The organism is Vibrio sp. 10N.261.55.F4 (assembly GCF_041470465.1).
GTDB lineage: Bacteria > Pseudomonadota > Gammaproteobacteria > Enterobacterales > Vibrionaceae > Vibrio > Vibrio crassostreae_C.
The window spans coordinates 41,798-55,198 of the sequence record NZ_JBFRMM010000003.1 but is presented as its reverse complement, the minus strand read 5'-3'; the positions used below and the strand labels follow the sequence as shown (position 1 = coordinate 55,198).

12 protein-coding genes are annotated in these 13,401 nt (G+C 44.6%); 4 read left to right on the top strand and 8 right to left on the bottom strand.

Features of this window, described 5'->3' with window-relative positions:
* Positions 1 to 2 precede the first annotated feature (2 nt).
* The gene (gene cysC, locus AB4249_RS03450) at positions 3 to 623 is read left to right on the top strand and encodes an adenylyl-sulfate kinase (RefSeq protein WP_017067555.1); all 621 of its coding nucleotides are present in this window, start codon (positions 3 to 5) and stop codon (positions 621 to 623) included.
* 163 nt (positions 624 to 786) lie between these two features.
* On the opposite strand, the gene AB4249_RS03445 is transcribed toward cysC, so the two are convergent.
* From AB4249_RS03445 to AB4249_RS03415, 7 genes are all read right to left on the bottom strand, one after another.
* Complete coding sequence (locus AB4249_RS03445; RefSeq protein ID WP_372102321.1) at positions 787 to 1,695, bottom strand: TIGR03899 family protein; 909 nt, start codon at positions 1,693 to 1,695, stop codon at positions 787 to 789.
* A gap of 514 nt (positions 1,696 to 2,209) precedes the next feature.
* Positions 2,210 to 2,725, bottom strand: a complete 516-nt coding sequence (locus AB4249_RS03440; RefSeq protein WP_017058892.1) for a DUF3299 domain-containing protein — start codon at positions 2,723 to 2,725, stop codon at positions 2,210 to 2,212.
* Positions 2,726 to 2,739: 14 nt separating this feature from the next.
* Positions 2,740 to 3,999, bottom strand: coding sequence for an FtsX-like permease family protein (locus tag AB4249_RS03435; RefSeq protein ID WP_017067558.1), 1,260 nt, complete (start codon positions 3,997 to 3,999; stop codon positions 2,740 to 2,742).
* Positions 3,996 to 4,712, bottom strand: coding sequence for an ABC transporter ATP-binding protein (locus tag AB4249_RS03430; RefSeq protein ID WP_017058894.1), 717 nt, complete (start codon positions 4,710 to 4,712; stop codon positions 3,996 to 3,998). The genes AB4249_RS03435 and AB4249_RS03430 overlap by 4 nt, the downstream gene beginning before the upstream one ends.
* A gap of 141 nt (positions 4,713 to 4,853) precedes the next feature.
* Positions 4,854 to 5,561 (bottom strand): DUF2796 domain-containing protein, encoded by a 708-nt coding sequence (locus AB4249_RS03425; RefSeq protein WP_136981963.1) that lies wholly within the window; start codon positions 5,559 to 5,561, stop codon positions 4,854 to 4,856.
* A 40-nt stretch (positions 5,562 to 5,601) separates the two neighbouring features.
* Complete coding sequence (locus AB4249_RS03420) at positions 5,602 to 5,892, bottom strand: DUF2607 family protein (RefSeq protein WP_372102320.1); 291 nt, start codon at positions 5,890 to 5,892, stop codon at positions 5,602 to 5,604.
* A gap of 91 nt (positions 5,893 to 5,983) precedes the next feature.
* Complete coding sequence (locus AB4249_RS03415) at positions 5,984 to 6,535, bottom strand: YtfJ family protein (protein ID WP_372102319.1); 552 nt, start codon at positions 6,533 to 6,535, stop codon at positions 5,984 to 5,986.
* A 253-nt stretch (positions 6,536 to 6,788) separates the two neighbouring features.
* On the opposite strand from AB4249_RS03415, the gene AB4249_RS03410 reads away from it, so the two are divergent.
* Complete coding sequence (locus tag AB4249_RS03410; RefSeq protein WP_017058898.1) at positions 6,789 to 6,989, top strand: DUF1107 family protein; 201 nt, start codon at positions 6,789 to 6,791, stop codon at positions 6,987 to 6,989.
* A 110-nt stretch (positions 6,990 to 7,099) separates the two neighbouring features.
* Here AB4249_RS03410 and msrA read toward each other — a convergent pair whose 3' ends face one another.
* The gene (gene msrA / locus AB4249_RS03405) at positions 7,100 to 7,729 is read right to left on the bottom strand and encodes a peptide-methionine (S)-S-oxide reductase MsrA (RefSeq protein WP_017058899.1); all 630 of its coding nucleotides are present in this window, start codon (positions 7,727 to 7,729) and stop codon (positions 7,100 to 7,102) included.
* A 195-nt stretch (positions 7,730 to 7,924) separates the two neighbouring features.
* Here msrA and AB4249_RS03400 point away from each other — a divergent pair, with 195 nt between their 5' ends.
* Positions 7,925 to 9,637: an autotransporter assembly complex family protein gene (locus tag AB4249_RS03400; RefSeq protein ID WP_017063725.1), complete on the top strand. Its 1,713-nt coding sequence runs from the start codon at positions 7,925 to 7,927 to the stop codon at positions 9,635 to 9,637.
* Positions 9,634 to 13,392, top strand: a complete 3,759-nt coding sequence (locus tag AB4249_RS03395; protein WP_102333027.1) for a translocation/assembly module TamB domain-containing protein — start codon at positions 9,634 to 9,636, stop codon at positions 13,390 to 13,392. Before AB4249_RS03400 ends, AB4249_RS03395 begins: the two co-directional genes overlap by 4 nt.
* Positions 13,393 to 13,401: the final 9 nt, after the last annotated feature.

The window sequence follows — 13,401 nt, the reverse complement described above, 5'->3', positions numbered from 1 at the left end:
TTATGACCGCAGTACTCAAACCCAAAGATGAGAATGTTGTGTGGCATCAACACTCGATTGATAAAACATTTCGCGCGGATCTGAAATCACAAAAGCCAGCCGTGCTCTGGTTCACGGGGTTGTCTGGTTCTGGTAAATCGACAGTCGCTGGAGCATTAGAAAATCGTTTGGCACAGCTTGGTTACCATACTTATTTATTGGATGGTGACAATGTGCGTCATGGCTTATGTAGCGACCTTGGCTTCTCTGAGCAAGATCGTCGAGAGAACATCCGTCGTATTGGTGAGCTTGCTAAATTGATGGCAGATGCAGGCTTGATCGTGTTGTCAGCCTTTATTTCTCCGCATCAAGCTGAAAGGCAACTCGTGAGAGATTTATTGCCGGAAGGTGAGTTTCTTGAGGTGTTCGTCAATACTCCATTAGAGGTTTGCGAACAGCGTGACCCTAAAGGTCTGTATAAGAAAGCACGTGCCGGAGAGATCCCGAACTTTACAGGTATTAGTTCAGTGTACGAAGCGCCTCAGAACCCTGAGATTGATCTACCTGCAGGTGAGAAGACACTCGATGAATTGGTCGAACTGTGTATTGATGCGTTGGAGAAGCGAAATATCTTAGCCAACTGAGATCGTTGGTATGACTAAGGCTACTCAGCTGTTTATCTGTTTATTCACGACCGATAAATAGTGCAGCCTTAGTTTACCGAGACAAGAAACCTATCCTCTAGATTCTCTTTATTCCTCTCTATACTTCACTTTTTACACCGTCTATTTTAGCTCCGTCGAGTGTCTAGACGGTGTAATTTACGCTGCTTTTCACTTCTGTCTGTACTGTGAATTTCTGGCTCAATAGTGCAATCAGTTGATCGTAATACTGCGTGTTTGGCTTGTTACCGAGCAAGGTACAAAGCTCATTGCCTGTAGGGCTGAATCGGTAGTAAACCAGCTTCACGCCTTTTGATAATGGTGCCAGTGACATGCTCTTACCTTGATAGGTTAGGTGCAGGGCTGGATCGAAATCAATCTCTCCGGATTCTAATTCTGTGCCCAGAATAATCCCGAGCTCTATCAAGTGGAGCAAGCTGGAGTAGGGCAGGTTGTGCCCACCAAGGTTGATGGTGTTGGTGGTGTCCCTTTTGCCAAAGTTGAATAGCCCAGCATGAGATTTAAAGCCGAGTAAGAGCTTTCTGCTGTTATCGCTACCAAAGCTACAACCCAGTGATGCTGCCCTTTGTAGGGTTAACGCTTCTTTTGGTGTCATGTCTTTTAAGATTTGCAGTGCCTTCATCGACGTCGAGCCTGGGTTGGTGACTTCTCGTTTCAGTACTTGAGCCCATAGCCTCTGCATCGATGTATTGTGGATCTCTTGTGCCATGTCGAAGAAACGGTATAACCAGTCCTGATCCGGGTCTCCAGCCGCTTCATCCTTACATGAAGAGTGCGCCAACTTTAGAATCTGTTCTAGGTTCTTTTGGCGAAGCTCTCTACGTTTTTTCTCTCGCAATAGTGCCCGTTCGATAAGCGTACTCTCAGCTTTATCCTTTGGCTTGGCACTATGACTAATTAAGGAATCGAGGCCGAAGCTTTGTGCGATGTGCAGCATTCTGCTGGCACTGTCGGCAATATGAGGCTTTTTCTCATGCTTTTGCTGTGTATCGCTAGCATGCTCAATGATCACTGGCTGTTTGGTTTCTGACATAAGAGTACCGTTAGGAGACGACTCAAAACCAATCGTAGTAAATAATTGCTCAGCCTAGCTTGTTAAAACGCTTGATAACTGAGCTACAATTTTTGATTGTAGAATAACTACTTATCAAAAAGCTCCGCCTTGTTCTCAAGGCTTTTTCCTACGCTATTTCTGAACACTTACTTATTGTGATTGGTATAACTGTCTAAAATGTAACTCTTTATCTTATTGGTGGCTAGATTTTGCGAGCATAGTTGAAGGTTTCAACAAAATTTTACTTTTGTTAATGATAATAAAATGTTAAATTTGTTGTAATTCTCAAGGAGGAGTTATGAATCAAGTCAATGATAACAAGCTGAAGAAACAGCTTAGTATAGGGTTATTACTCGCGATTTATGTCGCTGTTCTAGCTTACTTATCTAATTACATCGCGTAATTCAGAAGAAAATTATCGTTATTAAACTGTTATTGAATGATCACACTCGTTCAGTGACGGCAGCTCATCCTTGAGCCACCCTTCTAATGACTACATGTCGTCATACTCTTCAATCGCAGTACCTTCAATAAGATAACCGGTTTGCGCTAAGTCATGGCTGATTGACTCAGTTTTCAGCGTTCCGACCAAATAGATCACATCCCATAACTGCTGTATTGGTGCACCTTTCGGGAACTTCACGTAGATGATTTGGTTCGGTGGCGGCGGTGGCACGTGGATACATGCGCCAAAGTACGGTACCAGCAGAAACTCAGTGATCATATTCTCATCACCTTCCAATGGAATCACAAAGCCAGGAATCTTCACTGTGCTGCCATTCAGCTCTGGGCGAACAGCACCAAGTGTCGATTGTTGAGGTTTGTCCATACTATTGTGGTCAACCATCGGCATACCAAATGAATCTAGCTGAGCACGTTCTGATTCTGGAATCAAATCAATCCATTCAAGTGTTAATACCGATTCGTCATTCTGAGTGGTTTCAGCGTGAGCTGTACTGATAAATGGGAACAGAAGTAGCCCAAGTATCAGTAGGAATTTGCGTTGCATCGTAGGTTCCTATTTTAGATTCGAATCGTCATGCCATCAGACAATGACTGGCGGTAAGCCCTGAAAGCGGGAATAAAGCCGATAATGATTCCAGCAACTTGTACCAGCATAAGCAGTTTCCACTCATGCGGTGTGATTGCGGATATCGATATGTTGATACCATAACTTTGTTGCACAATAGGAGCAACCACTGCAATCAGCGCAAACAATACTGCAACACCTAATGTAATGCCAAGGAAGGTTAGCGCACTGGCTTCACTGATCAGTAAACCAAACACATGACGAGGTCTTGCGCCCATCGCACGTAGGATGGCCATCTCTCGGCGCCTTTCTTGCAAGCTAGTGAGTAGGCTACTGAGCATGCCCAATAAACCGGCGACGACAACAAACCCTGAAACAATCAGTAGTGCTTGTTCTGCTACAGCCATCATTCCCCACAATTCGTGAAGCGCAATGCCCGGCATAATGGCGCTTAAAGGTTCTTGGCGGTAGTTATTGATTTCTCGTTGCAGTGCGAAGGTTTGGATCTTCGATTTAAGGCCAACCATCATCGCGGTAATCTGCTTCGGTTGGAAGTCACGTTGCTTTAGCGCTTCAGCATTCGGTGTGTGCCCGAGGTTGGCACCTGATTCCCAGCCAACATGAATTGCTTCGATTGCCTCTAGCGATACGTGTACGGTTTTGTCTACTGGTGTTCCTGTTGGCGCGAGTATTCCCACAATCTTGAAGGGCAGATTATCGTGACGGCTAAACGCAACATCACTGATACCGTGCGCAAGAATGATTTGATCACCTATTTTGTAATCTAGCTTCTTCGCGACGTCGGCACCAATCACTACGTCAAATAGCTGATTAAACTCTTTACCTTGTTGGAAAGTAAGTAATTGCTTACTTCCATAGCGATAGTTTTCAAAGTAACTATGATTTGTACCCATCACACGGAAGCCTTTGTGTGAATCGCCCAATGATATTGGTATCGCCCACTTTACTGCGTTGTGCTGGCTAAATTCTTCATAGCTTTTCCAGTCGATGTTGTTGGTTGCATTACCGATTCTAAATACGGAATAAAGCAGCAGGTTTACCTGACCAGAGCGGCCACCGACGATAAGGTCAGTACCTGAAATCGTATTGGCGAAGCTGCTCTTAGCTTCGGTTCTTACACGTTCCACACCGAGTAATAGAATGACGGATACAGCCACAGTGAGAATAGTTAGAATGGCTGTGGCTTTACGGTTGAGTACGCTTTTTAAGGCTAAGTGAGTAATTACTTTCATACGACAACCTTAGCTTGGTTAACGGTTTTTAAATCTATGGTTCGAGTGAACAACTTTTCTAGTGTTGGATCATGGCTAACAAAGATAAGAGTAGAACCTGCCTGGTTGGCTTGTTCTAACAACAGTTCGATAAAAGCTTCTCGGTTGTCATGATCCAAAGCCGAGGTTGGCTCGTCGGCAATAATGATTTTGGGTTGGCCGATCAAAGCACGAGCGGCAGCAACACGTTGTTGTTGACCGATGCTCAACTCGGTAACGGGCTTGTCCATTAAAGCTTGAGGTAGCTTTAATCGGAGTAACAACTCTCGAGCCGTCTCTTGTAAGCTTTTCTGGCTTTCAGCGACTTGCTGTTTACGAATCTGTGAAAACTGGCAAGGAAGCGTCACGTTATCGATAACTGATAGATAAGGAAGCAGGTTAAATTGTTGGAAAATATAACCAATATGATCGGCTCTGAATTTATCTCTTTGACGAGGTGTAAGCTGAGTGAGGTCTTGATCAAGGATAGAGACTTCTCCTTGCTCAGCTTGGTTGATTCCGGTCAGTAGCCCTAACAAAGTTGATTTTCCACAACCACTTGGCCCTTTAATAAAAAGGTGCTCTTGGGCTTGGATGTGAAGAGAGGGGATCTCTAGCGTTGGTGGTAATTCAGGCTTCCAACGAAAGCTGATATTTTCGAGTTTGACCACAAGTGATGAACTGTCAGAAGACATGCTAGCTCCAATAATTAAAGCGGTGTATCTACTGGACAGTAATTTGAAACATAAATTCCCAGGAACACACCGATTTGAACAGCCAAGTAAGCGATGACTTACCTGGCTGTTTATTTTACGTTTAATCCGATCTAGGAGTGATTAGAATCGGAAACTAATACGCTCTGCGTTAAGCACTTCTTGTACTTGAGCTGTGTCTGTTAGTAGGTTCACCGTCATTTTTTCAGTGTTGCTGAACTTAGAGAACCACTGAGTGCTAACTGTGTCTAGCTTAGCAACATCTGAACATTCATAGTGGTACTCAACAGTGAACTCACCGTGGCCACCTTCTGAGTGATCGTGGTGGTCGTGACCTTCGTGGTCATCATGATCGTGCTCAGCGTGGTCATGGTCTTTGTGGTCATCATGATCGTGTTCAGCGTGGTCATGGTCTTTGTGGTCGTCATGATCGTGTTCAGCGTGATCATGGTCTTTGTGGTCGCCATAACCGTGTTCCGCATGGTCATGGCCTTCATGGTCGTCATGACCGCCTTCTAAGGTGTTTGCTACTGACTTGAACTTCAGAGTACAACTCGCATTGTTAAAACTAAACAGCTCTTCTGGCTTGTTTAATTGTGCGATAGCCTGTTCAAACACTTTCTTCTGTTCTGCAGTTTTTGGAGCATGTTCAAACCCAACCACATCTGCGCCTGGAGCTGTTACTTCAACAAGCAATTCTTGCCCATCTTGCGCGATGTTTACTTCAACTTGGCCATGTACGTGTGCATCATGAGAGCGGAATTCTTCGTTAGCTAGAGCATTTGTAGAGACAGTCATGCCGATAACAACGGCTAAAAAAGTAGGTTTCATGTTTTTTCCTGAATAAAGGTTAATTAAAAAGTAGTGGTAATTAAGCGATATTTACAGGAGGTGAGCGTGCCAAATAAGCGAAATATAGCCGCTGTAGTGAAGTTACTGACTCTGTAATAGCGACAGTAAATTCCGAATGGAACTCTGGAATCTGTGGTAGTGAGTGCGCTGTGATGAACTGATTAAGCGAAAACAGCTCACAATGGTGTGAAGTGTGGTGCTCTGGTGCGATATCCACAATGTGTGTTGCGGCTAACACGCTTAACATGAGCATAAGCCCAAGCAAGAAGCCTGTTTTGCGTTTCACATTGTTGTGTGTGTTTTGCCACATCAGGATGATTAACCACAGAATTAAAAAAAGGATACTGTTATAATATAACAATATCCTTTGGTTAGGTCTCGAAAAAGACGCGAATATCTTATTAAAGGCTCGCTTTAATCAACTCAATGACTTGAGTGACTTCTGATTCGTTTAATGCACCTTCTTTTACAAACAAGATTTTACCTTGCTTGTCTTGAACGATAATCGCTGAGCTTTCTTCTTTTAGAGCCCATGTTGACGCAACGGCGCCGTCTTCATCTAGGACCATAGAAGACCATGGAAATTCTTCTTTGCTGCTTTCGGCAGAGGACTTAACAAAAGACCCAGTACCCCAAAACGCATCATCTTGGTTGATGATAGTGGTGGTTTGGTAGCTGTCTTCTGAGAATTTCGATGCGGTAATGGCTGCCATCAGTGGTGCGTTGAGCTCTTTAGAGCTGCTGCGGCCAGCGATAGCTTGAACGACGCGAACTTTACCTAGAAGATCATTGGTTGCCCAAGCTTGATATCCAGTATTTCCGTCGTTTAGAACAATCTCACCATAGTTACTCACATCGACGGCAGGCAGGGTAGCGCCTACTGATAGGTTGTGAGCATTGGCGAAGAGTGGAGAGGCTGCGGCTAGAAAAGCCAGTAGAGTTTTGTTTTTCATTATATTTTTGTTCCGCTTATTGGTTTGCACAGGAAGTATAATATGAAATTTGAAAAATGCCTCTTTAACTTTTTTATCGTACGACGTAGAAAGAAGTTGCAGGCTTGTTACCAAAAGGTATAATGCATCAATATCAAGATGAACAATAGATTATCTTGCTGTTTGCTAAAGGAATTAGCGATTAAATGTGCTTTGAACAGCGACGCTGTTCAGGTATGTGACTGTAGTACTCAAATGGAATTGAGGTTGTATTATGTTAAGAAAATTTTCTACTTACCGTCCACGTCAGGTGGCGCGTTTCGTTAAAGTCCTGTTCAAAGGCCAATTTGCTATTGAAGGTGTTGGAGAGTTTCGCTTCGACCAAGGCAAGGTGCTACTTCCTGAAGTTTCAGACAAACAAAAGCTCACTATTTTTAAAGAAGTTAACGGCACCATTGCAGCGTTGCCGGTGTAACTGAGCTTTATCGATTTGTCTTGCACCGAATAGATTAACAATGAAAAGGGCTTCCTGATGGAAGCCCTTTTTTTAATGGATGTTGTTCTAGCTTGTATGCCTAACGCACATTATTGCGGAGGGAAGCACACACCCGTACCGCCCAACCCGCAATACCCATTCGGATTTTTAGCTAGGTATTGTTGGTGGTAGGTTTCTGCGAAAAAATATTTTCCAGCAGGCAGAACTTCCGTCGTGATCTCGTTGCCTAAAGATTCAGTCATTGCTCGTTGATATTCACGTTTAGAGTGCTCAGCGATAGATTGTTGTTCTTCACTGAAGGTGTAAATCGCAGAACGGTACTGAGTCCCTAAATCGTTGCCTTGGCGCATCCCTTGAGTTGGGTCATGACGCTCCCAAAAGGTTTCAAGTATTCGAGCTAGAGAGGTTTGTTCACTATCAAATATGACACGAACGACCTCGGTATGGCCGGTTTGCCCAGTACATACTTGTTCATAAGTGGGATTAACTGTGTATCCGCCAGCGTAACCAACGGATGTTGAAATAACGCCATCCAATTGCCAAAACAAACGCTCAGCTCCCCAGAAGCACCCCATACCAAACAGGACTTCTTGTTGAGAGCCCGTGGGTGCATCGAGCAGGTCGGTTTGATTGACGAAATGGCGCTCAGTGATTCGAATTGGGTCAGCATTTCCCGGTAGTGCGGTTGCTGCAGAAACCAGTTGTTGTTTGTTTAGCATGTTATATTCCTTTTCGCATACGTTTACCGCGCTGGCTTTTATTTAACGTGGGTTCATATTAACTGTTGGTCAATATTGAATAAGTCTTTAAATTAGACCGTGTTATTCCAGGATTTATTACAGACTCAATGCCTATTTAGCGGTATTATTTCTTTTCACTTATTAACGTATTGATAACTTCTTCACCAATTAAACATGATAAGAAAAACTTTACCAGTTCTGATTGGCACTCTATTGTCATCGACGCTCGCTTTTGCTGACGTTTCCCTTGAAATCAAAGGGCTAGATGGAGCGCTTGAGGATAATGTTGATGCTTATCTGAGTGCGATCCCTGAAGAAGAGTATTCGGTTTCACTAAGATTCCAATCCCGCTTGGAATCTATGATTAAAGAAGCCCTGAATGCGTTAGGCTACTACCACCCTAAAATCACATTTACTCACTCCGAAGATGATACCGAAATGACCGTTACGGTTGAGCCGGGAGAGCCTGTTGTTATTTATACTTCAGATATCGTTCTAACTGGTGAAGCCAAGGATGACCCAGACTTTTTAGCCTTGATAGCGAAGAGTAGCTTGTCTAAAGGTTCGACTCTGAATCATGGTAATTATGACTCTTTGAAATCGTCGATCCGCAACCTTGGCTTAGCGAAAGGCTACTTCGATGGTGCTTATGATCTTAGTAAGCTAGAAGTCGCTCCTGAATTGAACCGCGCTTATGTTCGTCTTCATTATAACAGTGGTATCCGCTATCACTTTGGTACTACTCAGGTTACTGGTAGCCAGATAGAAGAAGATAAGGTGCAGTCACTTAAACCATTTGAGGATGGCGAACCTTACTCAATCACCAAAGTCGGTGAGTACAACCAAAACCTGTCCAATACGGATTGGTTCTCCTCGGTATTTGTTGAACCAGATTTAAGCCAGTTAGGCGAAGGCCGAGAGATCCCGATGAAGGTTAGCCTTGCTCCGCAAGCTCGTAACCAAATCGAAACGGGTATCGGTGTCTCAACCGACCTTGGCGTAAAAGGCACTCTGAAGTGGAAAAAACCTTGGGTTAATGAACAAGGCCATAGCTTCAATAGCAGCCTGTCGATTTCTAAACCTGAACAGACGATTACCGCTACCTATAAAATCCCTCTGGATGACGTGCTGAACGACTACTATCAAGTTAAGTACGGTATGAAAAACTTGGATAATCGTGATACCAAGAGTTTGGAGTCAAACTTAGCGCTAGAAAGATATTGGCGACTGGATAACGGTTGGCAACGCACGGTCTTCATTCGATACTTGGTCGAAAACTATGAGCAAGGTTTGCAGGATGATTTAGCGCAATTTGTGCTGCCGGGTATCTCTTTCTCACGCACTCGAACGCGAGGCGGTTCGATGCCGATGTGGGGCGATAAACAAACCATTATGGTTGAAGCGGGTGATGATACCTTGTTATCTGAAACTAAGGTTGTTCGTTTTCAAGGTCAAACCGCTTGGATTCGAAGCATTGGCGACAATCACCGAGGCTTAACTCGACTTCAATTTGGCGGCAACTTTGCCGACGAGTTTGATAAGCTATCTCCCTCCCTAAGATTCTTTGCTGGTGGTGACAATAGCATTCGTGGTTATGGTTATGAGTCGATCTCTCCTCGAGATGAAAGTGGCGCACTAACGGGTGCCAAATTCATTGCAACCAGCTCGTTTGAATACCAATACCGCTTGGTTGGAAACTGGTGGGGCGCAGCATTCTACGACATTGGTGATGCATTTAATGACAAACCCGAATGGAAACACGGCACCGGCGTCGGTGTTCGTTGGGCGTCACCTGTTGGTCCAGTGAGTTTAGATTTTGCTTGGGGTCTAGATGCAGAAAAAGGTGATGAGTTCCAGTTACACTTTAGTTTAGGGCCAGAATTATGATCAAAGTGATGGGCAAGTACATCAAGTGGACGTCGATCTCATTGACGTCTATTTTGCTGTTGTTGATAGCCTTGCTAGGTTTTGTTTTGTTCACCAATCCAGGGTTGAACACTGTGTTGTGGGGCGCTGAAAAAGCGTTGCCACAGCTTAAAGTGGAAAGCACTAAAGGGGCTCTGTTCCCGAGCTTTACGCTTAATAATGTTCAGTTTAAAGATGACAGCCTGCATATAGACACCAAAGTTCAAAAGCTGAACTTGGCGATTAATCCTCGCTGTCTGCTCGACCCTAAGTTGTGTGTCGATCGTTTAGCGATTCAAGGATTGGACTTCGCATTTACTGAACTGCCTCCGGCCTCTACAGAAGAAACAGAACCTACTCCGCCCGTAACATCGGTAAAAACACCGTTGCCAATCGTAATCAACCGTATCGCTTTGTCTGATATCAAGTTGAATATCTTAGGGCATGAAATTGAATGGAGCTTGTTCTCTACGGCTTTGAGTATGCAGGGCGAAAAGCTAACTGTATCGCCAACCTTATTCAATGATCTTAAGGTTAAACTCGCGGAGTCGACAGAAGAACCGCAAGCAGAAAAGGTTGAGCCAAAAGCTGCCGTTAAAACGGCTATCGAATTGCCGGAAGTCTGGATTCCTCTGCAGGTTGTGTTGGAGCGTTTTGACCTCAACCGTTTCACCTTAGAACAAGAAACACCAATCGTTGTTAACCACCTTGGGCTAGAAGCTCGCGCGGGCAAACACACGGTTGATGTTTCAACTCTCGAACTCGATATGCCACAAGCAAGCGCCAATCTAACCACGAAGGTTGAGCTCAAGGGCGGTTACCCGCTAGAACTTTCTTTGGATGCGTTGGTGAAAGAAACCGACCTTGTTGGGCAGAAGTTGTCTCTGAAAGCACAAGGCAGCGTGGCTAAGCTAAACCTAGACTCCCAATTTTCTGAGCTGATTGAGGCAAAGTTGTCTGGGGATATTCAACCCTTAGAACCGACTCTGCCATTTGACCTTCTTTTAGAGGGCGGACAAGCACAGTGGCCCCTTACCGGAAAAAGCGATTACCAAGCGACAATTGAGCAATTTAAAGCTGATGGCTCACTAGATGGTTTTAATGTTCTTCTTAAAGGTGAAGCCGATGGTAAGGAAATCCCTGAATTAGCCATCGATCTACAGGGTAAAGGCACGACGGAACAAATTGTTCTCGAGCGTCTAAAGCTCAACACGCTAGGCGGTGAGCTTAACGGTGTCGTTAAAGCGAACTGGAAGAGTCTCGTTAACTGGCAAGCTGACGTGACACTCAAAGATATTCAACCGGGTCTGCAGTGGCCAGAAGCTGAGGGCAACATTAGTGGAAACATCGTCACCTCAGGTGAGTTGACGGAAGCGGGCGGTTGGGCGATTGAACTGCCTAAATTGGATATTGAAGGGATCTTGCGAGAATACCCTCTGGATATCGAAGGTCAGTTGTCAGCGTCGGATCGCAGCGCGAGCGGTGAACCAAAACTGAAAACCAGTGGTTTGAGCTTAGCTCACGGTGTTAACTCGATTAAGGCTCAGGGTGAGCTTGATAAGAAATGGGACATGGGTGTTGAGATTCACTTCCCTGAGCTTGTAAAAAGCGTCCCTGATTTGAAAGGTAAAGTGATTGGTAACATCCAGCTCAGTGGTCCAACGAAAAAGCCTGAAGTCGATCTCGCTCTAAATGTGGATAAGGTAGATTGGAATAACGAAGCAACACTAGAATCCTTGTCGCTTAATGGTTCTGTGGTTCCTCTGCCATTGCCTGAAGCTCAAGCTGATCTTGAATTAAAAGCTAACAACCTAACCTATCAAGATCAGAGCGTAAAAAGCATTGATCTCACGGTGAGTGGTGGTGAGAAGAAACACACAGTGACACTTGATGTGATATCCGACATCGTGTCTACAAGCTTAGCTATTTCCGGAGAGTTGATTCAAAAGCCTTCTCTTATTTGGTATGGATCGTTAGACAGAGTCAAAATCACCACTCAGCAAGGTCCTTGGGTGTTAGATCAACCTGTCGCGATAAATGCGGATGTTGATAAACAGTTTGCCGATGTTCAAGCGCACTGTTGGAAACAATCGGGTTCGAGCGTGTGTTTGGATGAAGACGTTCGTGTCGGAAAATCGGGTGAGGCCAAGGTAGCCATCAATCAATTCGATTTCGAGCAGATTAAAGCCTTTGTGCCTAAAGAGACGCAATTACAGGGCTTAGTCAATGCGACTGCTCATGCAAAGTGGTCTGAACAAGATGAGCCTGAAGTCACGGTAAGCGTTGATATGCCGAAAGGTCAGGTTGTTCAACAAGTGGGTGAGCCAATCACACTGGGTTGGGAAAGCGTTGCATTGAATGCCCAACTGAAAGACAACAAACTGGATGCCGATTTTAAGTTGGATGTTTCCGACAATGGTGACCTGTCTGGCACGGTGTCGTTACCGGATATTCTTGCCGAAGACAAAATGGTCGATGCGGCAATTAAGCTGACCACGTTCCATCTTGATTTCTTACAACCAATTCTAGGTGAATACAGCTTATTGAAAGCCGACCTTGAGAGTGATCTTCAAGTTAAAGGCTCTCTGATGCACCCTCAAGTCTTTGGTCAATTCTCTGTTGATGGTATTCAAGTCAAAGGTGATGTTACGCCTGTTGATGTGAAAGATGGCCGCATCGACCTCGACTTTGATGGTTATAGTGCAAAACTGGATGCGAATGTCGAAACACCTGATGGTCACCTTGATATTGAAGGAACCGGAGATTGGCAAGATCTTAAAGCATGGCATTCGAACGTTAGAGTTTTCGCTGATGAGTTGATGGTTGATATCCCACCGATGGTTAAGGTGAAGGTCGTACCTGATATGACTATTGATGTCACACCAGATCTGGCGAAAATCACCGGTGATATTGCATTACCATGGGGACGAATTGTTGTTGAAGATTTACCACCGTCAGCGGTTGGCGTCTCTTCTGATCAGGTTATTTTGAATAAAGATCTAGAGCCAGAAAACGAAGATACGATTCCATTCAATGTGATGACGAATATTAATATCTCCATTGGTGATGACTTTAAACTGTCTGCCTTCGGTCTTGAAGGTGATTTGGTCGGTAAGCTCAACGTGGCTCAAAAAGACCAAGGTCCATTTATTACAGGTGAAGTGAACATCGTCGATGGTACTTATCAATCATTCGGGCAAGACCTCTTGATCGAAGAGGGTAAGATCCTAATGAATGGACCACCGGATCAGCCATACGTAGCCATCAACGCGATTCGTAATCCTGATAATACTCAGGATGACGTGACCGCTGGTATTCGAGTGACTGGCCCTGCGACAGAGCCTACCATCGAGATTTATTCTGACCCAGCGATGCCACAAGCGAACGCACTGTCTTATATTTTGCGTGGCCAAGATATCGACGGTGAGTCGAGCGGTTCGATGACAACGACTTTAATCGGTTTGAGTTTAGCGAAGAGTGGTAAGGTTGTTGGTGAAATCGGTGAAGCCTTTGGTGTAAAGGACTTGCAACTGGATACTGCAGGCTCTGGCGATGACTCTCAAGTGACGGTAAGTGGTTACATCCTGCCTGGCTTACAGGTGAAGTATGGTGTGGGTATCTTTAACTCGTTAGGTGAGTTTACCGTTCGTTATAGATTGATGCAGGATCTCTATGTTGAAGCTGTTTCTGGCCTAGACAGTGCTGTGGATCTTCTCTATCAATTTGAGTTCGAGTAGAGCCGTATG

What these genes read in the sequence shown, in the direction of transcription:
- cysC (WP_017067555.1), top strand. Translation starts at nt 3, where the DNA reads ATGACCGCAGTACTCAAACCCAAAGATGAGAATGTTGTGTGGCATCAA.
- AB4249_RS03445 (WP_372102321.1), bottom strand. Translation starts at nt 1,695, where the DNA reads ATGTCAGAAACCAAACAGCCAGTGATCATTGAGCATGCTAGCGATACA.
- AB4249_RS03440 (WP_017058892.1), bottom strand. Translation starts at nt 2,725, where the DNA reads ATGCAACGCAAATTCCTACTGATACTTGGGCTACTTCTGTTCCCATTT.
- AB4249_RS03435 (WP_017067558.1), bottom strand. Translation starts at nt 3,999, where the DNA reads ATGAAAGTAATTACTCACTTAGCCTTAAAAAGCGTACTCAACCGTAAA.
- AB4249_RS03430 (WP_017058894.1), bottom strand. Translation starts at nt 4,712, where the DNA reads ATGTCTTCTGACAGTTCATCACTTGTGGTCAAACTCGAAAATATCAGC.
- AB4249_RS03425 (WP_136981963.1), bottom strand. Translation starts at nt 5,561, where the DNA reads ATGAAACCTACTTTTTTAGCCGTTGTTATCGGCATGACTGTCTCTACA.
- AB4249_RS03420 (WP_372102320.1), bottom strand. Translation starts at nt 5,892, where the DNA reads ATGTGGCAAAACACACACAACAATGTGAAACGCAAAACAGGCTTCTTG.
- AB4249_RS03415 (WP_372102319.1), bottom strand. Translation starts at nt 6,535, where the DNA reads ATGAAAAACAAAACTCTACTGGCTTTTCTAGCCGCAGCCTCTCCACTC.
- AB4249_RS03410 (WP_017058898.1), top strand. Translation starts at nt 6,789, where the DNA reads ATGTTAAGAAAATTTTCTACTTACCGTCCACGTCAGGTGGCGCGTTTC.
- msrA (WP_017058899.1), bottom strand. Translation starts at nt 7,729, where the DNA reads ATGCTAAACAAACAACAACTGGTTTCTGCAGCAACCGCACTACCGGGA.
- AB4249_RS03400 (WP_017063725.1), top strand. Translation starts at nt 7,925, where the DNA reads ATGATAAGAAAAACTTTACCAGTTCTGATTGGCACTCTATTGTCATCG.
- AB4249_RS03395 (WP_102333027.1), top strand. Translation starts at nt 9,634, where the DNA reads ATGATCAAAGTGATGGGCAAGTACATCAAGTGGACGTCGATCTCATTG.